At 43.7% G+C, this 25,537-nt stretch carries 22 protein-coding genes and 2 pseudogenes; 15 read left to right on the top strand and 9 right to left on the bottom strand.

The window, feature by feature from the left end; translation table 11 throughout:
- Positions 1 to 80: 80 nt before the first annotated feature.
- Positions 81 to 1,016, top strand: a complete 936-nt coding sequence (locus ACQW03_RS03090) for a GNAT family N-acetyltransferase (RefSeq protein WP_441948206.1) — start codon at positions 81 to 83, stop codon at positions 1,014 to 1,016.
- On the opposite strand, the gene ACQW03_RS03085 is transcribed toward ACQW03_RS03090, so the two are convergent.
- From ACQW03_RS03085 to ACQW03_RS03075, 3 genes are read right to left on the bottom strand one after another with little or no spacing between them, the layout of a single operon-like run.
- Complete coding sequence (locus ACQW03_RS03085) at positions 1,003 to 2,007, bottom strand: alpha/beta hydrolase family protein (protein WP_076292504.1); 1,005 nt, start codon at positions 2,005 to 2,007, stop codon at positions 1,003 to 1,005. The two genes, ACQW03_RS03090 and ACQW03_RS03085, sit on opposite strands and share 14 nt — an antisense overlap.
- Positions 2,004 to 2,654, bottom strand: coding sequence for a GNAT family N-acetyltransferase (locus tag ACQW03_RS03080; protein WP_441948204.1), 651 nt, complete (start codon positions 2,652 to 2,654; stop codon positions 2,004 to 2,006). Before ACQW03_RS03080 ends, ACQW03_RS03085 begins: the two co-directional genes overlap by 4 nt.
- A 17-nt stretch (positions 2,655 to 2,671) precedes the next feature.
- Positions 2,672 to 3,427, bottom strand: coding sequence for a helix-turn-helix domain-containing protein (locus ACQW03_RS03075; protein ID WP_103744397.1), 756 nt, complete (start codon positions 3,425 to 3,427; stop codon positions 2,672 to 2,674).
- A gap of 229 nt (positions 3,428 to 3,656) precedes the next feature.
- Here ACQW03_RS03075 and ACQW03_RS03070 point away from each other — a divergent pair, with 229 nt between their 5' ends.
- The gene (locus ACQW03_RS03070) at positions 3,657 to 4,535 is read left to right on the top strand and encodes a radical SAM/SPASM domain-containing protein (protein ID WP_025719701.1); all 879 of its coding nucleotides are present in this window, start codon (positions 3,657 to 3,659) and stop codon (positions 4,533 to 4,535) included.
- 143 nt (positions 4,536 to 4,678) lie between these two features.
- Here the strand turns inward: ACQW03_RS03070 and ACQW03_RS03065 are convergent, their stop codons facing one another.
- Positions 4,679 to 5,245: a TetR/AcrR family transcriptional regulator gene (locus ACQW03_RS03065; RefSeq protein ID WP_076292505.1), complete on the bottom strand. Its 567-nt coding sequence runs from the start codon at positions 5,243 to 5,245 to the stop codon at positions 4,679 to 4,681.
- Positions 5,246 to 5,441: 196 nt separating this feature from the next.
- Here ACQW03_RS03065 and lpdA point away from each other — a divergent pair, with 196 nt between their 5' ends.
- The 3 genes from lpdA to ACQW03_RS03050 all read left to right on the top strand — a co-directional run bounded on the left by lpdA (position 5,442) and on the right by ACQW03_RS03050 (position 10,974).
- A complete protein-coding gene (gene lpdA / locus ACQW03_RS03060) occupies positions 5,442 to 6,827 on the top strand; it encodes a dihydrolipoyl dehydrogenase (protein WP_441948201.1) in 1,386 nt (461 codons plus the stop codon).
- 121 nt (positions 6,828 to 6,948) lie between these two features.
- A complete protein-coding gene (locus ACQW03_RS03055) occupies positions 6,949 to 8,931 on the top strand; it encodes an ABC transporter substrate-binding protein (RefSeq protein ID WP_441948199.1) in 1,983 nt (660 codons plus the stop codon).
- A 348-nt stretch (positions 8,932 to 9,279) separates the two neighbouring features.
- Positions 9,280 to 10,974, top strand: coding sequence for a methyl-accepting chemotaxis protein (locus tag ACQW03_RS03050; protein ID WP_220031033.1), 1,695 nt, complete (start codon positions 9,280 to 9,282; stop codon positions 10,972 to 10,974).
- A gap of 93 nt (positions 10,975 to 11,067) precedes the next feature.
- On the opposite strand, the gene ACQW03_RS03045 is transcribed toward ACQW03_RS03050, so the two are convergent.
- From ACQW03_RS03045 to ACQW03_RS03035, 3 genes are all read right to left on the bottom strand, one after another.
- Entirely contained in the window at positions 11,068 to 11,478 is a 411-nt protein-coding gene (locus ACQW03_RS03045; RefSeq protein ID WP_071640179.1) for a DUF4183 domain-containing protein, read from the bottom strand.
- An 89-nt stretch (positions 11,479 to 11,567) separates the two neighbouring features.
- The gene (locus ACQW03_RS03040) at positions 11,568 to 12,380 is read right to left on the bottom strand and encodes a DNA alkylation repair protein (RefSeq protein ID WP_076292508.1); all 813 of its coding nucleotides are present in this window, start codon (positions 12,378 to 12,380) and stop codon (positions 11,568 to 11,570) included.
- Between the two features lie 76 nt (positions 12,381 to 12,456).
- On the bottom strand, positions 12,457 to 13,131 hold the full coding sequence (locus ACQW03_RS03035) for a Crp/Fnr family transcriptional regulator (RefSeq protein WP_071640181.1): 675 nt from the start codon (positions 13,129 to 13,131) through the stop codon (positions 12,457 to 12,459).
- A 205-nt stretch (positions 13,132 to 13,336) separates the two neighbouring features.
- Between ACQW03_RS03035 and ACQW03_RS03030 the strand changes: the two genes are divergently transcribed.
- The gene (locus ACQW03_RS03030) at positions 13,337 to 14,419 is read left to right on the top strand and encodes an ankyrin repeat domain-containing protein (RefSeq protein WP_441948195.1); all 1,083 of its coding nucleotides are present in this window, start codon (positions 13,337 to 13,339) and stop codon (positions 14,417 to 14,419) included.
- Positions 14,420 to 14,508: 89 nt separating this feature from the next.
- On the opposite strand, the pseudogene ACQW03_RS03025 reads toward ACQW03_RS03030, so the two are convergent.
- Positions 14,509 to 14,750: pseudogene (locus ACQW03_RS03025) on the bottom strand (LysR substrate-binding domain-containing protein); the annotation flags it as partial.
- Between ACQW03_RS03025 and ACQW03_RS03020 the strand changes: the two are divergent.
- From ACQW03_RS03020 to ACQW03_RS03005, 4 genes and pseudogenes are all read left to right on the top strand, one after another.
- A pseudogene (locus tag ACQW03_RS03020) lies at positions 14,749 to 14,964 on the top strand (methyltransferase); the annotation flags it as partial. The pseudogenes ACQW03_RS03025 and ACQW03_RS03020 sit on opposite strands and share 2 nt — an antisense overlap.
- Before the next feature lie 350 nt (positions 14,965 to 15,314).
- Positions 15,315 to 16,061, top strand: coding sequence for a DeoR/GlpR family DNA-binding transcription regulator (locus ACQW03_RS03015; protein ID WP_441948193.1), 747 nt, complete (start codon positions 15,315 to 15,317; stop codon positions 16,059 to 16,061).
- A gap of 2 nt (positions 16,062 to 16,063) precedes the next feature.
- Complete coding sequence (gene pfkB, locus ACQW03_RS03010) at positions 16,064 to 16,975, top strand: 1-phosphofructokinase (protein WP_441948191.1); 912 nt, start codon at positions 16,064 to 16,066, stop codon at positions 16,973 to 16,975.
- Positions 16,976 to 17,042: 67 nt separating this feature from the next.
- On the top strand, positions 17,043 to 18,959 hold the full coding sequence (locus ACQW03_RS03005; protein WP_441948189.1) for a PTS fructose transporter subunit IIABC: 1,917 nt from the start codon (positions 17,043 to 17,045) through the stop codon (positions 18,957 to 18,959).
- Between the two features lie 163 nt (positions 18,960 to 19,122).
- Here ACQW03_RS03005 and ACQW03_RS03000 read toward each other — a convergent pair whose 3' ends face one another.
- Positions 19,123 to 19,998, bottom strand: coding sequence for a LysR family transcriptional regulator (locus ACQW03_RS03000; RefSeq protein WP_441948187.1), 876 nt, complete (start codon positions 19,996 to 19,998; stop codon positions 19,123 to 19,125).
- A gap of 111 nt (positions 19,999 to 20,109) precedes the next feature.
- Here ACQW03_RS03000 and ACQW03_RS02995 point away from each other — a divergent pair, with 111 nt between their 5' ends.
- The 5 genes from ACQW03_RS02995 (at position 20,110) to ACQW03_RS02975 (ending at position 25,481) form a co-directional block, all read left to right on the top strand.
- On the top strand, positions 20,110 to 20,496 hold the full coding sequence (locus tag ACQW03_RS02995; RefSeq protein ID WP_220031036.1) for a tautomerase family protein: 387 nt from the start codon (positions 20,110 to 20,112) through the stop codon (positions 20,494 to 20,496).
- Positions 20,493 to 20,828: a carboxymuconolactone decarboxylase family protein gene (locus tag ACQW03_RS02990; protein ID WP_053325114.1), complete on the top strand. Its 336-nt coding sequence runs from the start codon at positions 20,493 to 20,495 to the stop codon at positions 20,826 to 20,828. The genes ACQW03_RS02995 and ACQW03_RS02990 overlap by 4 nt, the downstream gene beginning before the upstream one ends.
- A 244-nt stretch (positions 20,829 to 21,072) precedes the next feature.
- Positions 21,073 to 21,930 carry a BglG family transcription antiterminator LicT gene (gene licT, locus ACQW03_RS02985; RefSeq protein ID WP_341161830.1) on the top strand — a complete coding sequence of 286 codons (858 nt, stop codon included), beginning with the start codon at positions 21,073 to 21,075 and terminating at the stop codon, positions 21,928 to 21,930.
- 184 nt (positions 21,931 to 22,114) lie between these two features.
- A complete protein-coding gene (locus ACQW03_RS02980) occupies positions 22,115 to 23,995 on the top strand; it encodes a beta-glucoside-specific PTS transporter subunit IIABC (protein ID WP_071640193.1) in 1,881 nt (626 codons plus the stop codon).
- Between the two features lie 76 nt (positions 23,996 to 24,071).
- The gene (locus ACQW03_RS02975; RefSeq protein WP_104495870.1) at positions 24,072 to 25,481 is read left to right on the top strand and encodes a glycoside hydrolase family 1 protein; all 1,410 of its coding nucleotides are present in this window, start codon (positions 24,072 to 24,074) and stop codon (positions 25,479 to 25,481) included.
- Positions 25,482 to 25,537 lie beyond the last annotated feature (56 nt).

Raw genomic sequence — 25,537 nt, 5'->3', positions numbered from 1 at the left:
TTTGATAAAAGAACTTGGCATATATCTAAACTTCCAGAATCTTTACAATAAGGTCATTGCAGAAGAGCAGGAGGTAAATAATGAAGTATACTCAGAAAAAATTTGAAACACATGACTTTTTAAGGATTAGAGATTTTTTGAAACACTCCCTGAAAAGTAGCCCTGACCTCAAAAATTGGTTTATAGATCGATGGAATTTTTGTAGGTATTGGGGACAAATCATGCACAATAAATTTGAAATGTGGCCTGAGACTGTTGGGATTTGGGAGGATGAGCATAAAGAAATTGTTGCTGTTGTTCACCCGGAAGGAGAAGGTGACACAGGTGAAGCCCATTTCCAGCTTGCAGATCTAGATTTTTCAAATGAATTTCTAAATGAATTAATAGATTATGCTGAAATGAAATTAGCTTTACACAATGAGGGCGTAACCACTATAGATTTAATTGTAAACGAGGATGGAGAACAACTTAAGGAGCTTTTGAAAAAAAGAAGTTATATCTTGCAGAATGGGAAAGAAACGACGTCCTATATGAATGTACCCCATGATGTAAAGGTGGAACTACCAAAAGGGTTTAGAATTTCGGATGCGAATGAAGTGGGGGATTTTGAAAAAGGGTTTGCTCATGGAAGAGCATTTGGATATTTTAAGGGCGATTATCCAGATCATAATGTCGCTGAACGATGTTATATTTCATTGAGAAATGCGCCTGATTATATACCGGAATTGGATGTAGTCATTCTGGATCAAAACAATGAAGTGGCTTCTTTCACTACTCTTTGGTACGACGAGCTAAATAAAATAGGAATACTGGAGCCTGTAGGAACAATACCTAAGTATAGAAAAATGGGGCTTGGAAAAGCCGTTATTTATGAAGCCATAAAAAGAGTCAAGGACAAAGGTGTAGAAAGAATTTTTGTGGGTTCTGATCAGCCCTTTTATCTTTCGATTGGGTTTTCATTAGCATATTCAAAAGAAGTATGGCAAAAAAGAACATCATTGTTTAACGCTGACTGACATAATCAGCAAGGATTTCCAGGTACTCGTCATTCACCAATTTTCTTGGGGCGAATACGGCTGTTAAGAAAGTTAGAGATTTTGAACGCGCGATTTTTTCATCCATCATGGAATGGTCGGCTTCAGGTAAATGAATCACGGACAGCAGTTCTGGAGGTATTTTCTGGCGATAGACTCGCTCGGTACCCTTTACATCAACATTAATATCTTTGCCAGCCAGAACCAAGAGTACAGGAGAATGGAAGTGACTTAATTCTTCGGTGGAATCAGACAGAAAATTGTTGCCTATAAAGCTCCATCTTTCTTTGGAAATCATATCGTCAGGATCGGCTATGCCTAGATATTCTTCATAAGAAGCATGTTTTTTCAGTAACTGTAGAATTTCTTGATCGTAATTCAATGTCTTTTGAATTTCTTGCGGAGTAGCTCCTTCTTGTTCCATTTCTTTTCTGGTATTAAATTGTCCTTGGGAAATCCAGTTCACGGCAGGCGATACAAGGATGCTGAATGCAATATCATGCTCCTCTTTAACGATCTTTGGAATGACCCATCCTGCTTGACTGGCTCCCCATAGGCCGATTTTTTGCTTATCAATCATCGGTAAGCTTCTTGCCCAGTCTATTGCATATCGGATCTCCTGTGCACGGTCCTCCATGCTTTGGTCGAGCCAATTGCCAGGAGCGCTGTTAATACCGGGCTTATTCAGTGACAGGGAGGCATAACCCTTGGAAGCGAACTTTTCCCACAGTGGTTTGTATCCATCATCATATGTGTCATTAATAGGACCATCCCCATGGATAAAAACAACCAATCCAACCTTTCCCGAGTAGTTCTTAGGCAAAGCTAATGTACCTGTTAACAGCCCTTTAGGTGTCTTAATTTGTATTTTTTCTTCTGTCATCTTATAGGAATTTTGATATAGAACAATTAGTATCAAGGCAACAGCCAGAGCTGCCGCAATACCAAAAGTAAGCTTGAATGTTTTTTTCAACGATGTTCTCTCCTCGAATGCAGGTTCTCTTTCCAACTCATCAGATTCCATACAGGCTCCTTGAACCAAAAATGCCGTAACCCATTATATTTGGATTGTTCTACTTCAAACGCCAGTTTGTGATACAAACGGATAGCCCCTTGGTTCTTATGCGCTACATGAAGCGTCAATGCATGAAACCCAGATTCAACCGTAAATTGCTGTGCGAAAGCTAGAAGACGGCGTCCTATTCCCTGGTTACGATGACTTGAACGAATCGCCAAATGATCAATGTAACACTCATTTGCAGCGGGGGTATACTCCAGCGCATGCATACCTGTCAAAAATTTAAATACATTGAAGCAACCAAACTGTTTTAGGAGCGGAGCTAAAGAAATGGAATTTGTTTCAGGAAGTGAAGAGGAGGGGGCCTTCCATTTGAGGGAAAGAACACCGACAACATCTTCGTTCTCTTTGGCTACAAATTGTTTCATAGATGAAGAATAAGGATTTTGAACCCAAACCTGCATTAACAACTTCGGTATATCTTGATCCTCCAGTGTAACAAGAGATTGGAATTTTGCTTTAAACGATTCGACTAAAAGACTGCAAACAGCTTCATGGTCTTGTTTCTGGTATGCAACAATGTCAAAGGATTTTGCACTCATTTAACGCCCTCCAAGATTTATTCTACTTTAACCTGAATTTCGTATTGCAGCTTGTTATTGTCGAACATCGAAAGATAAGATTTTTCTACTAGAACAATCTTGCTTTGGCAGTTATATTGGTGATGAGCTACATATCGTTCCATTTGTTTAATTTCATAATCAATCTCCGGTTCTTCAATGACGGAAAGATGCTTATAAAGATAGTTGCCCTCTTCCAGAATATAGTCAGCCACATCCGCCGTTTCATAACATAGCTTCGCCTGTCCAGCATCAGACAAGTAATGCAGGTCATTTTCAAATAATCGAGGTGGGGCAGGGCGGTGTTCAAATAGGTTTCCGGCAGTGAGCTCTTGACCATTCTCCAATGCAAACCATAGCTTTAAATGACGGGGACCTAATCGTTTGACCTGATACTCATCGTCCTGCTGGGTCCGATTATTATGTTCTTCTAACACTTTGTGAATAAACTGTTCATGCATCTTCAAGTTAGCTATTTCAGCCTGTACCTTCTGCAACGAATGCTCTAAAAGCTGGTTATAGTCATCGGCAGCATAGGAAGTCATACATTCTTGAATCTGACCGACAGGGACATTTAATTTGCGTAATAATAAAATATGCGAAAGCTGATAAATCTCATGAAGACCGTACATTCGATATTGATTTTCTTCTGTATGTGATGGATACAGGACTCCCTTTTCTTCAAAATAACGCAGTTGATGTACAGACACATTCATGAGCTGAGCAAGCTGGCTGATCGTAATATGTTCTTTCAATGGCAGGACTCCTTACTGATAGTTGAATAACTCCACTATAAACCTTAGGTCAGACCTAGGGTCAATAGAAAATATCAAATCAAATCTTGGATAGGCGTATGTGTCGAGCATTTGATGCCCACACCAAGGGAGAGACTGAAGAGTTTACCTGTCGGTGATAACCCGTTATAATCATAAGATTAGTGAGCATAAACAAGATGCTCCGGATGAAGGTTAGAATGGGGAAATCATGTTGAAAACTTTTAAAAAGGTATATATTGAGATAACGAGCATTTGCAATCTCGCATGCAGTTTTTGTCCTCAAACACAGCGTGTCAAAAAATTTATTGATCCGGAAGTCTTTCGAAATGTGCTTGATCAGGTCAAACCACACACGGATTACATCTATTTGCATGTAAAAGGAGAGCCGTTGCTCCATCCGAAAATTGATCTTTTGCTGGAAAGTGCTCATGAGAAAGGCTTGAAGGTCAATATAACCACCAATGGTACCTTGCTGCCGAAGACCGGACATAAGCTGCTTGGGCAACCAGCGCTGCGTCAGATGAACTTCTCTCTCCACAGTTTTGACGGGCATGAAGGCTCCGTCGATCGAGAAGGATATTTGGGTAATATTTTCACGTTTGTAAGAGAAGCGGTGAAACACAATGTCATTATTTCGTTCCGTCTCTGGAACTTGACTGAAGATAATTTGACTAATGTGCAGCGTCAGCGCAACCGGGAAACACTTGAACGACTGGAGCAAGAGTTTGGACTGGACTATCGGATTGAGGAAAAGGTGATACCGGGCAGTGGGGTCAAAATCGCACCAAACGTTTATTTGAATCAAGACCATGAATTTGAATGGCCAAGCCTCAGTGCCCCCGAAGATGACGGAAAAGGCTTTTGCCATGCACTCCGTAGCCAAGCGGCGGTATTGGTGGATGGAACGGTGGTCCCTTGCTGTCTGGATGGAGAAGGTGTCATTAATTTAGGTAACGTGCATGAGCAATCTTTTTCCGACATTGTGGAAGGGGAGCGTGCAAACCGTCTGTACTTCGGGTTCTCTAAGAGAGAAGCGGTAGAAGAGTTATGCCGAAAATGCGGGTACCGCAAACGATTTGGAACATAACGGAGATTTGGCAGGTGGAGACCTCGAATCTCTGACAAATCGTTACCTCCGTTTTGAGTTTAGATTCTTAGGAAAAATCCGCTAAGCATCAAGGATTTCTTGGTGTTTAGCGGATTTTTTGCATACGTAAAACATACTTACATTCAACTATTAACCAGTGCTTTGGCATACTGTTTGCCTGCCGAGAGAAGGCTGTCACTCAGTTTAGGATCATTAACAGAACGTGCAAGCACAAGAGAACCAACCATACTACTGAACAATGCGCTACTCTTGGATAGATCCATTCCCGCCAAATTGGAGATAAACGTAATCATTCTTTCCAACTCCTGCGTGAATATCTGCCGGATTTCTTCGGAAGAACGGGCTATTTCTACGGAAAGGGCAGGAATAATACAGCCTATTTCGGTTCGATCGCGGTGATGGGTGCTTAAATAGTAGTCGATGACAACATTGATTTTGGGAGCTTGCTTTTCTTGGTCAATGGCCTCCTGAAGCAGTGCGAGGGTATCGCTGACGGCATAGCGACAGGCTTCTGCGACTAGCTGTCCTTTGTTATCAAAGTGTGAATAAAACCCGCCGTGAGTTAATCCGGCCCCTTTCATAATAAAGGGAACACTTACATCGTGAATACCGTTGGCGCGGAAAGCCTGGGCAGCACTTTCAACGATCTTACTCCGCACTTTCATCTTATGGCCTTTTGGATAAGGCATTGTAATCACTCCACGGGTTCATAATGCTAACTTCAAAATATTATAATCATCATAATAAAACGTGTCAATTTGTCTTCCTATAACGACAACTTCAGAAAGGCTGATCAAGACTATTGACGCTTTTAAAATATGATGACTATAATATATTACAATCATCATATTTTAAATCATGCCATTTTAACAGGAGGTATTAGTTATGAGCAAGCTTGAATCTGTAGAAACACTGGTCATTGGATCAGGGCCAGGAGGTTATGTGGCGGCATTGCGTTCTTCTCAGCTTGGAATGAAAACGGCGATTGTTGAACGCAGTCAGCTAGGTGGAGTGTGCACGCATGTGGGCTGCATTCCATCCAAAGCTTTGATTGCCGAAGCACATCGCTATGAGATACTCAGGCAGGTAAATCAGGCAGATGCAGCGGTGTCATTCGTGAATGCTCAGGCTTTCAAACAGGGGATTGTGAATAAGCAGGCAGGCGGAGTCGGCTTTTTAATGAAAACGGCAGGTGTGAGCATTCTGGAAGGGGAGGCAAGCTTGGTTGATGGGCATACAGCCATCATCAATCAAAATGGAGCGGAACAAACGATATCCTTTAAGTATGCCATATTGGCAACCGGCTCCCGTCCAATCGAGCTGAAAGCATTTCCGTTTGGCGGACGTATTTTGTCCTCTACAGAGGCGCTTTCGCTTCCAGCGGTTCCGTCCAGCCTGATCGTGATAGGTGGTGGATATATTGGCATTGAGCTTGGACAAATGTATGCCAAATTTGGAACAAAGGTAACGATCCTGGAGGGAGGGGAGCGGGTGCTGCCGGGATTTGAGACGGACCTTGTGGCCCCTGTTGTTAAGCAATTGAAAACAGATGGTGTAAGCATCGTAACCGGGGCGATAGCCGAAAAAGTCGTGCAGAACACGGATACTATTACGCTGCATTATTCAAAAGATCAAGAGCAGCATCATGTCACCGCTGAGTTTGTATTAGTTACTGTAGGCAGAAAACCGAATACGGATGGCAGATTAGGATTGGAGCACATTGGCTTGCCACTGACGAGCAGCGGGTTGATCGAGACAGACGAGCAGTGTAGAACGGCTATTCCGCATATTTTTGCCATTGGAGATATTACCGAGGGTCCAGCCCTTGCCCATAAGGCTTCCTATGAAGCGAAGATTGCGGCAGAAGCGATTGCAGGTCAAGCTGCTAAAGTGGATTATAAAGCGATGCCGTTGGTTGTCTTTTCTGAACCAGAGCTGGCTAGTGTTGGCCTAAGTGAAACAGAAGCAAAGGAAAAAGCCTTACCGATTGTCATTGGCAGGGCTTCCTTTGCAATTAACGGCAGAGCATTGGCGCTAAGGGCAGCAGAGGGCTACATCAAAATCGTAGCAAAGCAGGGGTCGGGGATCGTACTGGGGGCGCAAATCGTCGGCGTCGAAGCTTCAACACTCATTTCCGAGCTTGCTCTGACTATCGAGATGGGAGCAACCGTAGAAGACTTAGCTCTAACCATTCATCCCCATCCTACATTGGGAGAAGTAATCATGGAGGCTGCGGAGAATGCGGTTAGAAAAATGGACCGTCCAAAGTAGAGGCTCCGTATGAAATCACTTCATTGCCTGTGAGAATAATTATCAACTATAATATATTATAGTTTGAATATGAGTTTGAGCAGGTACGTGGATGGTTTGGATCGGGGGCTGAACAAAAGCAATGAAGTTGAATGATCACATTTTGCTGTGGAATCATGTTTTTATACAGGTGATGGATGTTCGTCATAAGAAGATCGAAAAAGGGGAGGAGCTACGAACCTATCGAATTCCTGCCAGTGCGTTCTTGTATGCCGTGCGTGGAAACGCACGGGTACGGTTGGATGACAGTATTCACAGAGTAGAGCGTTTCCATGTACTGCATGGCGGAAAAGGAATGTGCCTGAGTATCCTGGCGGAAGAGGGGCTTGAATATTACATCATTTTGTACAAAGTAACGTTGACCCTGCCTAGCCGCAAAGAGATTGCACAATTGCTGGAAAAGGAAAATCCTTTTCAGAACCAGTATGCTTTCGCACCTCGTTACCCACTGCCATTGTACGATAAAGTGAAGCTGTTGGAGCAAGAATGGCGTGAAGCTTCCGAACTGGGCAAACTGCATGTCAAAGCCTTATTTCAACAATTTGTATATGAGTTGTTGCAGCAGTTGTATCGGCAGGGCATTGAGCCTCTTAAGCCCGACCTGGTATCGCAGGCTGTAGCCTATATTCGTGAGCATTTTAGTCGGCCTATGGCACTTGAGTCCATTGCGGAGGAGCTAGAATGCAGTACTGGACATTTATCCAGGTTGTTCAAAAATAAAATGCATACCAGTCCGATTCATTATTTGGGCCAAGTAAGAGCAGATCGAGCGGCAGAACTGCTCATGCAGACGGACGCCACTTTGCAGGAGATCGCAGAGCGTGTGGGATATCCAGATGCCCATTCTTTAAGTCGCAGCTTCAAGAAATATAAGGGACTATCTCCCGTACGATTCAAAAAGGAGCGGGAGCATCATGCCTGGAAGCAAGATCAGGATATGCCCCAAACGATGCTTAAATATGCCCTTCAGCGGACATCTTTCGCACGTTATACTGATATTGATTATCAATATCGGTATAACGCGGAAGGAGATTTGTTTATGCACGGAAGAGTTAAAATAACGGCCATGATGATTATGCTGTGTTTATCATTGATGCTGGGAGCTTGCTCGGCTTCGACGAATACAAACGGAAGCTCGCAAACGAAGGCTAATCATACAGCGACAACATCCAACAGCGATGGACAAGCGGCAGTGCAAGCACAGACAAGAACGGTTAAGACATTAAAAGGCGATGTGGAAGTACCTGCAAACCCGAAACGAGTCGCATCGGATCAGTATATGGGTCATCTTTTGAAGCTGGGGATTATTCCGGTGGGGGTCAGAAGCTTTATGCTGAATGAGGCTTGGATTGATCAATCGGGATATCCCAAAGAGAAGTTGGCCGGAATCAAGGATCTCGGTGAATTTCCTATGGATTTGGAGGAACTGACCGTTCTGCAACCGGATTTAATTATCGGTTCAATCGAAAAGAACATCGATAGCTACCAAAAGGTAGGAACGACCGTGTTCCTGCCGTATTGGGAGGGAGAATCTACAGCGGGACCGCTGGATAAATTCCGCAGAATTAGCGAAATCTTTGGCAAGCAGAAAGAAGCCGAGCAGTGGATTACTGAATATGAGAAGAAAGCTGCAGAGGCTAGAACGAAAATTCAAGGTATCGTTAAAGATGGAGAGACGGTTTCAATTGTACAAGTCGCCAATAAATCGATATACGTTTTGGCAGCGAAAGGCGGCAATTACGGAAGTCCGACCATTTATCAGATGCTAAAGCTGCCACCTACCAAGAAGGCATTGAACATGAAAGAAGGATTTGAAAATATTTCGCTTGAGGTTTTACCCGAGTATATGGGAGATCACATCTTTGTATACGGTTCAGAAGATGAAGGGGCTAATCAGATTCTGCATAGTGAGCTATGGAAAGGCCTTCCGGCTGTAAAAAAAGGACAGGTTTATATGTACGGTTCATTCAGCGATAAAGGGGATGAGTTTGTGATGGAAGACCCTTATTCATTGGAGCTTCAGCTGGATACCATAGTTAATCTCTTATTAGCCCACAAAAAATAAAGCTGAATACAGCTATAAAATCGAAAATACGTTACCGATGGAACACTTGATTCATAGACAAAAAACTGCTGAAAACGAGGGTAAACCTCTGTGTTTAGCAGTTTTTTTGTCGTAATTCAACAGAGATACTCACCTCAGTCGCTTATTGTAGTCCTCACCACGCCGTCATTAATGACTGCCGTTCGCTGCAACGTCCCCATTTACAAAAAACAGTGACTATTCTCACAAAAAACGACATCTTCCGACACTGGAATGCCATATTATAGTAAGTGTTGATAGGCTATAATCGTAGCAGTGAAAACGGATAGTCACAAAAATTTATTAGAGTCAGGATTGGTGGTTCAAATAATGAAGCTGGCAACAAAATTAACCTGGATGATGCTCATCATACTGCTTCTCGTAGGCTCCTCCATTGGATACTTCGGATATCGTACTGCTTATCATCAAGTGGATGAAGCTGCTGGGATCGAGCTGGTGGGTTGCGCCAATATTACGACTGGCCTTATAGATCCTGCGGATATATCGGCTCTAGTCAGTGGAGATAACAGCAAACTTGCTGCTATTGAAGACCGGATCGGCTGGATTGTAGCACATAAGCCTATTTTTAAGGAGGCCTTTATTATCTCTTTGGATGGAAAAATTTTGGCCGCCGATGCCAACTTCAAGCAAAGAGGCTATCAAGCTGGCGATTCCTTTTACTTCACAGACGAAGACAAAGAAATGATAACCACCATGAAGCATTCAGCATATTCCAAGGTTTATACATATGAAGGAACCACGCTCAAAACTGGATACGGCCCCATTTATCAGGACCATGATCCCACCAAGCCCATTGTTGCACTGATGGCCATCAATTTTGACGGCTCGTTAATTCAGGAACGGACGTTGGATATTATTGTTCAGCCCTTTATTATTGGCGGCTCCATTTTCATCGTGGCTATCCTTGTTGTTTACCTGTTGATTCGCCATATGGTAAGTCCGCTTACCAAGCTGTCAGCCTCTGTGAACACCATTACCAAGGGCGACCTTACCCATGAACCGCTTCTCTTCAAAAACAAGGATGAAATCGGGACGCTGGCCCGCGACTTCAATGATATGACCATGAACCTGCGCAACCTGATTACTCAGGTCAATGACACCTCTATGCTGGTCGCTTCTTCCTCTCAAGAGCTGTCTGCCAGCGCACAGGCAACGAACCGTGCTGGAGAGCATAGCGCGAATGTTACGATTGAGTTGGCTGATGGGGCGCATACCCAACTGCAAAACCTGGAAGGAAGCTATAAAGCTATTCAGGATATGTCCCGCTTCATCAGCGATATTGCTGGCAATGCGGACATCGCAATGAACAAGGCCGCGGATAATGTCCAGAAAGCACGCCTTGGCCGGGAATCGATGGATTCCACCACCTCCCAAATGGGAGTTGTCAGCGAAAGCATCGGCGATCTCTCAAGCATTATTCATACGCTTGGCAGCCACTCCAAGGAGATTGAGAACATTGTTGGCACCATTGCCAGCATCGCCGAGGAGACCAACTTGCTGTCTTTGAATGCAGCGATAGAAGCTGCGCGCGCCGGAGAAGAAGGTCAGGGCTTTGCCGTTGTCGCTGGCTCTGTCCGCAAACTGGCCGAACGTTCTGCCAATTCTGCCACACAAATCAGCGAGCTGATCAGTCTGATTATCGCCCAAATGGACAAAGCAGGAGAAACTATGAAGCGTTCCACGGACGAAATGATGCAGGGCAAGGAGTTGATCGTATCAGCCGGGCGCTCCTTCTCTGAGATTGAAGTCTCCATCTCCGACATGTCTTCCCAAAGCGAGCAAATATCAGCCACAGTTCGGGATCTGGCGCTGATCTCTGAAGGGCTCGTTGAAGCCATTCAGAATACCGTAATGGTCTCTAACCATACGGCTAAAGGGGCAGAGTCCCTGTCCGCCTCTTCGGAGCAACAGCTTGCTGCCATGCAAGAAGTGGAATCCTCCGCAGCGCTCCTCTCATCACTGGCCGAGAAGCTTCAGGTGCTTGTGGAGAACTTCAAGATTTAAATATTCGAGGTTCAAAGAGAAATAAACCGCTAAAGACGAGGGGAAACCCTGTGTTTGGCGGTTTTTTTATAGTAATTTTACGAAGGTTTTCTCTCAGTCGCTTATGGTAGTCGTTACTGTGACATTGTTGACAGAGGTTGAGGAAGCACTAGAGTTGAAATTAACAACCTCAACGACTACTGTTGCACCAACAATCAGGCCTGTATTTATAATTAGATTTGTAGCAGAAAGCGTTGTTAAGCCGCCTCGCTGCAACGTCCCATTTACAAATACATTGTAGTATCCACTACTGGTCGGAACAACAAGACTGTTTGCCGCGACTGAAGTACCACTATCATTCGTAAAACTTTGTGCCGGGATAGTGGTCACTCCACCTAATATATTACCAAGCACGACAATAGCTGTGTAACGATTAACCACTGGAGTGACATTGATACTTGTTGTGATAGCAATGTTTCCAGATACGATACTGTCTGCCTCCAGATAGATTCGAATAATAGACATAGGAATTCCTCCATTCCTAATATTCCAGATAAATATTATAGTTTATGTGAATATTCTAGATATGGATTGGATGGGGAGGGGTCTTCCAATTATTTCTCTTTGTTCAAGCTTCTTTGGGCCCGGGTTACTATTCGCTTCGTTTCTTTGGTATCCGAAATCATCAGCCAAGCATTACAAACTTGAAGAACCCATTCTGGGTTGGTTTTGCTGGCGTCATTCAACCAATTACCAACGGAGTCCTGGACATATTTGGCCGGATCGGACTGAACAGCCTCCAAGAGAGGAAGAGCCAGCTCGGGATGTTCTTTTAGTTCAGGGATTTGCTTGGCCCAAACGCCTTGTGGCCGGATTAGTTCAATGGCAAAACGACGTATGTTAGCATCCTCATCTCGCACCCAACTGTCTAACAGGGCAAGCCCTTCAAGCAGTTGCAAGGATATGGATTCTCTCACGGCCATCCAGGCCATTTCACGTACACCGAAATGGGAATCCGCTGCAAAGGGGCGAATGCCAGCCAATTTTTCCTCTATACTTAAACGGGGATCAACCCCGATGATGTAGGCCGCCCAGCAGCGAATGCTGTCTGAAAGATGGGAGGCCATCGCATCAAAGATGCGAATACGTTCTTCTATCGCTTGTTGCTCAAACACATGAAGCCACGCTCGCGCGATTGCGGGTATCATTTTCATGATCTTCTTTTCCTTCAGCTGATTCAATTCGGTCATGAAGACATCGGATGATCGCTGCAAGCCAAATTCATCAAGAGTATATTGCAATAGTACAACATGATCGACAGCCAGCCATTCGGTGAGATTCACCGTCTCAAGCCGCCCCTGCTGTAGTAGCCGAAGCACATCCTTAGGAATATCTGTTCCTTTGCGAGCACCTTTACGTTGTAACATTACATCCACTCCATATCGTAAATTGTCTGATAGGTATACGATACTTTTTTGGGTTGGAGTATAGATGTAATGTAGTTTACAACTTCATTAGCTTTTCGCGATGGATGTAAATCGTCTTAAAGCCGGTTTTAATGACCTTTTCTTTGACAAGCTCCTGAAGGGCAGTTGTTACAGCCTCACGGGTGGCCCCGACCAGATTCGCAATTTCCTGATGGGAGAGAGGAAAATTGATTTTGCAATACTCTTCACGGCTTTGGAGGGCGAACTGATCGGACAATTTCATAAGAACATACAAAATTTTATCCTGTAAATTTCCCAAAGCTAAATGCTGGGCCAGACTGCTCATTCCTGAGATTCGGTCACTTAACACCTTGATCATGTTCATCATGAACCGGGGATGTTCTATTAAAAAATGCTCGAATCGGTCTTTGTCCATCCGGCAGATATCGCATTCTTCTATCGTTTCTATATACATATCCCTTGTCCCTAGTGAAATCATATCCATTTCACCAAATACATTTCCTTCGCTGAGGATGTCCAAAGTAAATTGCTTTCCGTCAGCGTTTAGCTTATACAGACGTACTTTTCCCTTTTTCACAAAATAAAGTCCCTCGGAAAAGGTCTCTGGGGTTTGTATAAAGGTTTTTTTCGCTATAGTCGTAATAGAGGTCATTTGGTCCATTTCAATTAAATCTTCTAATGAGAGACTATGAAGCAAATTAAATTGGGACAGGTATTGAATGCTATTCATATGTTCTCCTTTTCGTTGCACAGGGTATACAGAATCATAATACAATTATAGCTTCTCTAAGGTATTTTGACCTCTATTACTCACTTGTTTGCGCTAGAGTGAATAATGAATTTTGTGGAATCTGTCGGATTTATGTAAAGGAGAGGTTGGTATAAAATAGATATGCATGTTTGATAGTAGATACATAAAGAGTGAGGGAATAACGATGATTAAATTAAAAGATGTAGGCAATTTCGAGGTTCTTCCTGAGATAGCGATGCATATCGTTCAAGGCAATATATCCGCTTTACGCCAATCTCTGACCGAAGGCTGGGATATAGAACAAGGAATCGTACTCAGCAAATATACGACATTAAGTCCATTGGATATTACACTCATCACTGAGCAAATGGAAGTCTTGAAGCTACTGGTCGAAGAGGGGGTTCAACTTAATGTGAAGGATAATCCCGCATTCCTGACGGCTGTTCGCTATGGTACCGAAGAGATTGTCCGTTATGTGGTTGCCCATGGCGCCAAGCTGGACGGGAAAAATCATGTCAAATCCGGTGCCTATGAGCAAGCCTACTACGGTAACAAAAGCAATATGCTGCTTATCCATGAGTTGGGCCTCGATATGAAGCAGCATGCTGGAGCAACACTCCGCAACGCAGTTAGTAAGCATGACCTGAAAACAGTAGCATTACTATTGGAACATGGCGTAGATATTAATTTCAATGCTCCAAATATGGTATATCCTTATAAAGCCACGCCTTTGACAGTGGCGGCACGCAACAACGATTTTGCGATGGTGAAGTATTTGGTTCAGCAAGGCGCTGATGTGACGCTGGCAGAAAAAGATGGAGAACGGGCATATACAATTGCACTAAGTAATAAAAACGTGGAAATGGCTGAGTATTTAAAGTCCTTAGAGCCTCCAGCATTTCATAATCTGGAAAATAAACGACATGCTTTAAAAAGCTACAAGCTTCCGAAGGAGCTTATAGCCTTTCTGACGGGGGATCAGCTCCGTGTGGACCTGTCAGAAAATGATCTTGATATTCAATTTGTTGAGTTCTTCTCATTCATAGATACGGTTGAGATGAAGGTGGGTCGGCAAAAGTTGTTGCGTTTGTCTCTAAAAGTAGATAATTACTCGGATATTATATTGGTGTGGAATCCGAAGCAGAAGTGCCTGGGTTATTATGACGAGGAGCATCAGGAATATGCGGATGTGTGCAGCTTTGCCGAGTTTCTTGCACACCCGGAAGATTATCTGGAGAAGATTATTGAGGGTGAATATTTATCATAACGAGGTGAGCCATGAATGCGGTATGCACGCAGTCATGGCTCTTGTTATTTTAAAATACAGCGCTAGTGTACACAGGTGCCTAATGCTCATCAGGAATGGTTACGTATGAGCTGAATGAGATTTAGAGTAGCGGTAGATAGGGGTTCGTTCTTGCGGGTACAGATGGCGATTGAATTGAGAAGCTGGATGTCTTCTACATATACCCGGCACAGCTCGCGCGTTCTACATATTCACGCACGACCAGTGAGGACACAAAGTTGGCACCATATCCGGCAATAACTGCGGTAATCGCCTCATGCAGCCCTGTGAAGTTTAGGGTGACTTGGGGGGCACTTCGCTTCTCGCATCCTGGTACCGTTATTATCGGTGATAATGTTATCCGTGAAGGAGAAGTAGTTCAAGCTTATAGCACAGACCCTCGGGTGCAGGGAGTAAGAAAGTTTTATGATATGCTGGCTGAAGAATCAAGAATTACAGCTACAGCTATCCAAACCGTGGGGAGCAAGGGGTATGACGGTTTCGTCATTGGAATCGTTAAGGACTGAGCATGAAGCGTCTCGTTTAGCTAAACACAGAGGAGAGCGTTCCCGGTGTTTAGCTTTTTTCTGAGTAGAGAAGGTTGGGACGATTTGTGCGCTTAATGGTAAAATGGTGCTGATGGAAGCATCAGAACGTTTTTGAACGTTTATTGCTGAATTCCTATGTAAGAAGAATGAATTTACATAAAAGTAGATGGATTTTCTTTAAAATGTAAACGCAATCATGATGATTAGAGCGGGAATTCACCATTTTGTAAAAAAATGAAGCGGATATGAATTTTTTTGAATCTTTTTGAAGAAAAATGATTGTTTTTTGTTAGGTTTATGGTACGATATAAACAGTTGGGGGAATGAAAATGCTGACGGAAGAAAGATACAATTTGATAATACAGCGCTTACAAGAACGTGGTGTTGTAAAGTTGCAGGAATTGGCTGATTTATTGGGAGCTTCTGAATCAACAATTCGGCGCGATTTGATAGATCTTGAGGCCCGTCAGTTGTTAAAACGGATTCATGGTGGGGCAACCTTACTGAATCAGAAAAGTCAGGAACCTGGCATGGAAGAAAAAACATTCAAAAACGTTCAACAAAAAAACGCAGTCGCCCGTATGGCAGCCAAAGAAATTTTGGATGGCGAATGTATTTATCTGGATGCGGGAACAACAACGATGGCGATGATTCCTTACATTGAAGCTAAAGACGTGACGGTCGTGACGAATGGTCTATCTCACGTAGAAGCACTGGTAAGCAAAAGAATCAGAAGCTATCTACTGGGAGGGATGATGAAAATTCATACCAAAGCTGTAATTGGGAGTATTGCCCTACAAAATTTGGACAATTTTCGATTCGACAAGTGCTTTCTAGGAACGAACGGCGTGGATATGGAAATGGGGTATACGACTCCTGATCCTGAAGAGGCGCTAATCAAGCGGCGAGCCCACCAGCTGTCCGGCAAAACGTATGTGTTGGCCGATTCCAGCAAAATTGGAGAAGTAACCTTCGCCAAACTATTCGAGCTCAAGGAAGCTATACTTATTACCGAATCGATGCCAGAACGCTCACGCCGGTCCATCGCTCAGAAAACTAAGATAATCGAGGGATAACAATGATATATACAGTAACGCTGAACCCTTCCATTGATTATATCGTGGAAGTTGACGATTTGAAGCTTGGTGATTTGAACCGGATGAAACGTGATTTAAAACTGCCAGGTGGTAAAGGAATTAATGTATCACGTGTACTGAACCAGTTGGGAGCAGATAGCACGGCGATTGGTTTTCTGGGAGGATTCACAGGCAGGTTTATCGACGATACTTTGCGGGAAGAATCCATTAAAACTGATTTTGTAATTATCGAAGATGACACACGGATTAACATTAAGCTCAAGCATGGCGATGAAACGGAAATTAACGGTTTGGGACCTGCGATTCGTGAGCAAGAGGCCGATGCGTTGGTGCAAAAGCTGGCGGGACTCCAGAAAAATGACATTGTCGTCTTGTCAGGAAGTATCCCGCCGTCACTTGGAGGAGACTTCTATGATCGGCTGATTAGCGTATGCCAGCAAACTGGAGCTGAATTCGTCATTGACACCACAGGTGAGGCGCTGATGAAGGCACTGGTTCATAAACCGCTGCTCATCAAGCCGAATCACCATGAGCTGGCTGAGTTGTTTGGCGTAACTATTCATACAAAGGAGGAGATCGTCACTTACGGTCGTAAGCTGCTGGAAGCAGGTGCAAAAAATGTACTGATTTCCATGGCAGGAGAAGGGGCTTTGTTCATTACGGCAGATGAAGTGTATCACGCAAATGTACCAGCAGGAACGGTGAAAAATTCTGTAGGCGCAGGTGATTCAATGATTGCTGGATTCGTGGGTACGCTGGCTCTTCATGGCGATCCGATCGAAGCATTCCGTGCAGGAGTGGCATCCGGAAGCGCAACTGCGTTCTCCGATGATCTGGCTACTAGAGAGAAGATTGAACAATTACGGCCGCAAGTCACAATTTCAAAACGATAATCCATCTGCATCATGAGCTTATTATGCGTGTGTCAACACGCTGATCGAACTTAGGAGAGTGTGAAAAATGAGAATAACAGACCTGATGATTAAAGAAACGATGATCATGGACCTGCAGGCGACGACAAAAGACGAGGCGATTGAGGAGCTCATCGCTAGTCTCGAAGCAAGTGGACGTATTAATGACCGGGCGTTGTTTAAAGAAATGATTTACAAACGCGAAGCAGAGTCCAGCACTGGAATTGGCGGCGGCATTGCGATGCCGCATGCCAAGACCAAAGCCGTGAATGAAGCGACCGTCGTTTTCGCCAAAAGCAGTAAAGGCGTAGAATTCGAATCGTTGGACGGTGAGCCGGCGAAAGTATTCTTCATGATTGCGGCTCCGGAGGGAGCAGCAAATACGCATCTTCGCACACTGGCTGCCCTTTCCCGGCTGTTGATTGATACCGATTTTATCGGGAACCTTATGAAAACGCAAACACCGGATGAAGTAGCTATGCTGTTTGATACCAAGCAGGCGGAAGAAGAAGCTGCCAAGAAAGCAAAAGAGGCTGCCAAAGCACAGCAAACGCCAGACGTTATCGTTGGCAATCCGAATTCTGACGAGTTTGTGGTTGCAGTGACCGCTTGTCCTACAGGCATTGCACACACGTTTATGGCAGAAGATGCTCTCATTAAGAAAGCGAAAGAAATGGGTGTAAATATCCGTGTAGAGACGAACGGCTCGGAAGGCGCACAAAACGTACTGACAGCGGATGAAATTCGCCGTGCCAAAGGTGTAATCGTCGCAGCTGACAAGAAGGTTGAAATGGCCAGATTTGACGGTAAACCTGTATTGCAAAGACCGGTAAGCGACGGTATCCGTAAATCTGAGGAACTGATCCGCAAAGCGCTGAATGGCGATGCCCCAATTTATCGTAGTGAAGGTAAAGACAGCGACGATGAGTCGAAAGCGGAGAAGAGCAGCGTGGGCAGTAAAATTTACAAGGATTTAATGAACGGTATTTCTCATATGCTGCCATTCGTTGTAGGCGGGGGGATTTTGTTAGCAATTTCCTTCTTGATTGAACAAGTGGCAGGAAAAGACAATGTATTGTTCCAACTGTTGCAGACGATTGGCGGTGGAACAGGTGCGTTCCACTTCCTGATTCCGATACTGGCCGGATTTATCGCGATGAGCATTGGAGACCGCCCGGCACTGATGCCAGGTATGGTTGGGGGTCTGATGGCTGTAAACTCTAATGCAGGTTTCCTTGGCGGTCTGGCAGCTGGTTTCATGGCTGGTTATGTGGTGATCTTCCTGCGTAAAGCTTTTGCAGGTCTGCCGAAAGCACTGGATGGTTTAAAACCAATCTTGTTATACCCTGTATTTGGACTCCTAATTTCCGGCGCGATTATGTTCTACCTGTTCGATCCGATTTTCGGTGGTATTAACACGTGGCTTGTCAATGTTCTGAACAATTTGGGAACAGGTAATGCGGTTATTTTGGGTCTGATTCTGGGCGGAATGATGTCGATCGATATGGGTGGACCCTTTAACAAAGCAGCTTATGCATTTTCGATCGGTGTCTTTACTTCCAGCGGTAACACGAACGGAGCTATGATGGCGGCTGTTATGGCGGGTGGTATGGTACCTCCGTTGGCGATCGCATTAGCTTCGACGTTCTTCAAAAATAAGTTTACTGAGCAAGAGCGCAAGTCTGGCTTGACGAACTATGTACTTGGGTTGTCCTTCATTACGGAAGGAGCCATTCCATTCGCAGCTGCCGATCCTCTGCGTGTCCTGACCTCTTGTATTGTAGGTTCAGCGATTGCTGGTGGTCTGACGCAGTTCTGGCAAATCAATCTTCCAGCTCCACATGGCGGAATTTTTGTAGCAGCTCTTGCCAATCATGCTTTGTTGTTCTTACTTGCAGTGGCGATTGGTTCCGTGATTTCCGCGCTCATTCTGGGATTGTGGAAAAAAACGCTCGAAGCGAAATAACGGGTATCACAGGAGTGGAAAAATAAAAAGAGGGTCACATTTCCTTAGGCCTTCCAAATAGTAAAGCCGCTAAACACCAGGTTTCTGAGTGTTTGGCGGCTTTTTCTTTATGCAGAGATGTCGGCTTTGTCTATATAGCTTATTAGTAGTTATTGCATTGGAGCTATAGCCTACAAAGCTCCTTAACCAGCTGTATAAACAGCTTTCGGGCAGAAGACATATACTGCTGGTGATGGTTGTTTTGTAGGAGTCCAATAGGAATATTCGGGTCTGTTAACTGGAGGGGGACGGTGACCAGTTCCTCCTGCATAGACATTGACGATAGAATCACTCCAACTGAAGGAATCGTTTTTACGAATGTGGGGATCGACGAGATTTGACTGACAGTATAAAAAAACGGCATCGACGGGAAGCGGGAAAGCTCTTTTTCCAGTCGTATATGGTACAAGCAGTTTTTACCTCCGACGATAAGCGGATACTCGTACAGATCTTCAAGATGAAGCTCACTTTTTACTGCAAAAGGGTGATTACGGGACACAATAAAGGCGATGTGTTCGTTATACAAGGGTTCAAAGTGTAAGGAAGGAATCGAGTGAGGTTCCCCGGAGATTGCAAAATCCAGCTTACCGTCCACCAAAGCATGTGCGAGTGCATCCGTGTTTCCAACTGTAAAATGGCATGTAATATTTGGTTTATGCTCTCGAAACTGACGCAGAGCCAAGGGCAGTACGGTAGCCGCCACCGTTTCAATCACACCGATATGGAGCGTGCCAATCTCCTCCTTTTTCAGAGACTTCGCCTGGTCCATTACAAAATTCCAATGCTGAATAAGCCCGTCTATCTCCTCGGCATATAGTTTGCCTGGGGACGTTAACTCCGCATCCCAACCCCTTTTAAAAAGCTGAAATCCCAGCTCTTTCTCTAGCCTCTGGATTTGGCTCGTGACTGTAGACTGAGCGTAGTTTAATTTGGCAGCAGCTTTTGAAAACGTTCCTTCTTCGATTATGGTACGAAATGTAGTTAATTCTTTCAGATCCACGTATGCTCATCTCCATCGGTGAAATTGAATATATTTATGATTATTTTCAATTATACAGATGAAAGTAAGGGGAGTACAATTATCTTATCCCAACGGATAGGAGAGATGAACATGCCATTTGTACGAGTTGGATACATGGAGCAGCAATACACAGAGCAAGAGCTGCCTTGGATTAGTCGTTGTATCATGAACGCTTTGATCGAACATTTTCAGGTTCCGGAAAAAGATTACTTTCAGGTTTTTCATGCTCATAAGCAAAGCGAGTTTTATTATAGTCCCGATTATTTGAATGTACCCAGAACAGACAAGCTGCTGTATATCCAAATTACAATGGGAACGGGTAGAACTACGGAACAAAAAAAGAGTTTCTACCAAAAGTTAGCGGAACTCTTATCTATTAAATGTAAGATTAGACCGGAGGATGTATTTGTGACACTGATAGAGACTGAATTAGAGGATTGGTCCTTTGGCAACGGACTTGCCCAGATGATTGTATGAAGCATAAATTGATCAGATCGAGTGTTCGGGAAACGATCGGTGATTTTGCTCCCGCTTTTGTAGGTTATACAGAGGATGTTCTTTTTGGAGATGTATGGAGAAGAAGTGAGCTATCTCTCAGAGAAAGGAGTCTCATTACCGTCTCTGCATTGGTAGCGGGTGAGCATGTAAATCAACTTCCGTATCATCTGAAACTGGCCAAGGAGAACGAGATTTCGGAGGAAGAGCTGGTTGAGGTCATTACACAGCTTGCCTTTTATGTAGGATGGCCCCGGGCAGCCTCAGCTATTCAGGTTGCCAAAGAGGTGTTTTGCAAAGAGAAAGAGAGTTAAGCATGAACCTAAAAGCTGCTAAGCACAAAGGATTCCGAGTGTTTGGCGGTTTTTTGGCATGTTTGTATTGTTATTCTGTATTGAAAGCGGTATAGTAAAGGTAATTGAATGAGGGGTGAAGTGCCCTTCGGGATTGTTACTGGTAAGCAGGCGATACCCAAATAATGACTAATTGATTTAGTCGTTATTTGGTTTTTTTTGTTATTACAAACTTTGTCATTACATCAATGAGGTGAGCAGATAAATGATCATCCGGCAAATTTTTAACAACAATGTCATCCGAGCCGAAAATCAGGTGGGTCATGAATTTGTTGTCATAGGGAATGGCCTGGGTTTTAAAAAGAAAAATGGCCAGAGGGTCGATGAGGAAAAAATAGAAAAAACCTTTGTATTAAAGTCTGATAAAATTCCACAAAAATTAATAGATCTTATTGGGGAAACATCTGTAGAGTATTTAAAGGTGGCGGATGAAATTGTAGGCAGCGCAAAAAAGGAAATGGGAGATATTTTTAGTGATAATATCTATATTTCTCTGATTGACCATATTCAATTTGCCATCTCTCGATACAGAAAATCCGTGGGACTTAAAAATTCACTGTTATGGCAAATTAAAAAATTTTACAAAAAAGAATTTATGATCGGAATGAATGCATTGGACATCATCCATGCTCAATTTGGCATCCAAATGGATGAGCATGAAGCAAGCTTTATTGCTATGCATTTTGTAAATGCAAGACAAGACGGTCAGGGAATGAAACAAACGGTTGAGATTACCGAGGTCATTGATGACATTTTCAACATTGTAACCGATTACTATCAGATTACACTGGATGAAACTTCGTTCAATTATTCCCGGTTTATTACTCATTTGCAGTACTTTGCCCAACGATTGCTGAGCAATGAACAAGAACAACTAGCTTCGGGGGATAATTTCTTGTATGACCAAGTCAAAGATAAATACGAGAGGGCCTTTCAATGCACCCAATTAATCAATCAATATTTGGAATTAAAGCATGAAAGTGCTATGTCAATTGACGAAAAAGTGTATTTGACGATTCATATACAGCGTGTGACCTCCAGAAACGATATGGCTACTTCTTAGAAAAAAAAGCTTGCAAACGATTTCTAAGTGATTTATAGTAGGCTCACAACTTAAATATAAGGATTGTTACTGGTTAAGCAGGCGATACCTAAATGAATGGCAGTGATCATTTTCTTTGATCATACAGGCCTTTCGTTTAGGTATTTTTTTGTTTTCAGGCAATCTGCCCAAGAGGAGAATGAACATGGACCATAAGAAAATGGGCGAAGACATCGTACGTCTCGTTGGAGGAGAAGAAAATATCAATGGGCTTGTCCATTGTGCTACACGACTCCGATTTGACCTGAAGGATTCACGAAAAGCCGAAAGAGAAGCGCTTGAGAAGCACGAGGGGATCATTACAGTTGTTGAAAGCGGAGGACAATTTCAAGTTGTTATTGGCAGCCATGTTGCCTATGTATATGCGGAGATCATGAAAAACAGGAATTTTGGATCGAATTCCTCTACAGCCAGTGAATCCAGTGGTAAAAAAACATCGGTCATATCCACAATCTTTGAAGTCATTTCCGGCAGTTTCTCCCCGTTGATTCCGGCGATGGCGGGCTCGGGAATGATAAAAGCACTCCTGACGGTTCTGACCTTGCTGGGATGGATGTCTGCAACAAGTGATACTTATATGATCCTGTCTGCTGCAGGGAATGCTGTGTTTTACTTTTTGCCGATTTTACTTGGGATCACGCTTGGTATAAAGCTGAAGGCGAATCCTTATGTAGCTGGTGTGATCGGTGCGGCTCTCATGGAACCCAACTTTACGGGGCTGATGGACAAAGGCTCTGATGTATCGTTCTTGGGAATACCGGTGATCATGATGAACTACTCCGCCAGTGTTTTCCCGATTTTCATATCCATTAGCATATATGCGTTGGTGGATAAGTTTTTGAAGAAGATCATTCTTAAGGATTTACAACTATTTTTAGTTCCGATGCTGGCTTTAATGATTATGGTTCCGCTATCTGCGATGGCTTTCGGACCTTTCGGTACAGGGGTAGGAGATTGGATTTCTTCAGGTGTGACATGGTTAATCGGTGTAAGTGGAATTTTGTCAGGGATTGTTCTTGGCGGTTTTATGACCTTTATGGTCGTCTTCGGACTTCACTGGGGTTTTACACCCATTACGATTCAAAATATCGGTGTTGGCGGTGATCCGATTGAGGCGATGGCTGCAGCAGCTGTATTTGCTCAAATTGGTGTCGCATTTGGTATCTTCCTGAAGGCGAGAAAAGATAAAACACTTAGAACTCTTGCCGGTTCCACGAGTATTACAGGATTGCTGGCTGGTGTGACAGAGCCGATTGTGTATGGTCTGGTGCTTCGTTATAAACGTGTCATTCCGATTGTCATTATCGCAGGCGCTCTAGGCGGAGCTATCAATGGACATTTTGGAGTGAAAATGACGGCTTATGTTTTTCACAACATTTTTGCAATTCCAGTATATACGCCAACCTTAATTTATGTTTTCGCCATTGCATGTTCATTTATAGCTGCAACGATGCTGATCCTTATTTTTGGATATGAAAGCAAGGTGAAGGGGGAGGCCCCAGAAACAGTTGAATCCGTGAAAACAGCAGAACCAGAGCCTGTTGTTACAGCAACCAAGGCCGTTGATATCAAGAAAGAAACGATATACAGCCCGATCACAGGCAGGACCACACCATTGAGTCAAGTAAATGATTCTGCATTTTCTACAGGGGCCATGGGAAAAGGATTAGCCATTGAACCATCTGTCGGTGAGGTTGTAGCCCCAATAGATGGAGTCGTAACCTCGCTGTTCCCTACAGGACATGCCATAGGATTGACTTCCAATGCGGGTACAGAGATATTAATTCATATCGGAATTAACACCGTTGCGCTGAAAGGGAAGCATTTTAATCCAGTGGTTAAAGAAGGCGACAGCGTGAAACAGGGCGATTTGCTAATTCAGTTTGACAGGGAACAGATTATAGAAGCGGGATACGAAATCGTAACGCCTGTCATCGTCACACTTACGCAACATAAAGTGGATGTATTTGAGACAAATCAGGAGCAGATTCAAAAAAATGAAGTATTGTTAACTCTGGTTGTGTGATACTGGCAAGCATCATCATCACATATATGAATTACGAACATCAGAAGGATATAACTATAACTGGAGGGACTATATCATGAAACATAATCAATTGAAGGCGTTTCCTGAAAATTTTTTCTGGGGAGCTTCCACTTCCGCTTATCAAGTAGAGGGTGCATGGGACGAAGATGGAAAAGGACCTTCTGTCATTGACATGGCTAATCACGTCGAAGGGGTCACTGATTTTAAAGTAACCAGTGATCATTACCATATGTTCAAAGAAGACGTAGCTTTGATGGCTGAAATGGGCTTTAAAGCATATCGTTTCTCTATTGCTTGGACACGTATTTATCCCCAGGGCGCAGGTGAAGTTAATCAGAAGGGAATCGCGTTTTACAGCTCATTAATTGACGAACTAATTAAATACGGGATTGAACCGATTGTTACTATGTATCATTTTGATCTGCCTTATGCTCTTGAACAACAAGGTGGTTGGTCGAAGAGGGAGACGATTGATGCCTTCGAACAGTATGCTAAAACATTGTTTGAGAACTTTGGAGACAGGGTGAAATATTGGTTAACCATTAATGAGCAGAACATGCTGATTCTCCATCCCGGTTCTATTGGCACATTAGATACAAGTCTCGAAAATCCACAAAAGGTACTGTATCAACAAAATCATCATATGTTAGTTGCGCAGGCGAAAGCAATGGTATTGTGCCATGAAATGCTACCTGACGCGAAAATTGGACCAGCGCCGAATATCGGGGTTATCTATCCAGCCAGTTCCAAGCCGGAAGATACACTGGCGGCTGATAACTATGCAGCGATTCGCAACTGGCTCTATCTGGATATGGCTGTATTTGGCCGTTACAATCACATTGCGTGGAGCTATTTGGTCGAGAAAGGCTATGAGCCTGTCATTGAAGAAGGGGATATGGACATTTTAGCGAAGGGGAACCCGGACTTTATCGCATTTAACTATTATACCTCTCAAACCGTAGGAGAAAGCTTAGATGACGGAAATGATTTTTCACATACAGGAGATCAGCATGAAATTGTGGGTGAACCCGGAGCATATCGAGGTTCCGTCAACCCCAACCTGCAAACGACAGAGTTTGGTTGGGAGATTGATCCGGTCGGTTTTAGAACCACATTACGCCAAATTTATTCTCGCTACCACTTGCCTCTAATCGTGACAGAGAACGGCTTGGGCGCTTTTGACAAGCTTGAAGAAGGGGATGTAGTGAATGATCCTTACCGCATTGACTTTTTCAAGAAACATATTGAGCAGATTCAACTGGCTATTACAGACGGTGTAGAAGTATTCGGCTTCTGTCCGTGGTCTGCGATTGATCTTGTTAGTACCCATCAGGGTTCCAGCAAGCGTTACGGGTTTATCTATGTGGATCGTGAGGAGTTTGATCTCAAGGATCTGCGTCGTATTCGTAAACAAAGCTTCTATTGGTATCAAAAGCTGATCTCCACAAACGGTGAAATTCGTTAATTAATGCAGCCGTGAAAAAGCACCTCCTTGAAATGGAAGATTTCCATTTAGGGAGG

The organism is Paenibacillus sp. DRB1-1 (assembly GCF_052119485.1).
Classification (GTDB): Bacteria; Bacillota; Bacilli; order Paenibacillales; family Paenibacillaceae; genus Paenibacillus; species Paenibacillus polymyxa_B.
Note: the sequence above shows the minus strand (reverse complement) of the source record. Positions and strands in the feature narration are given on the sequence as shown.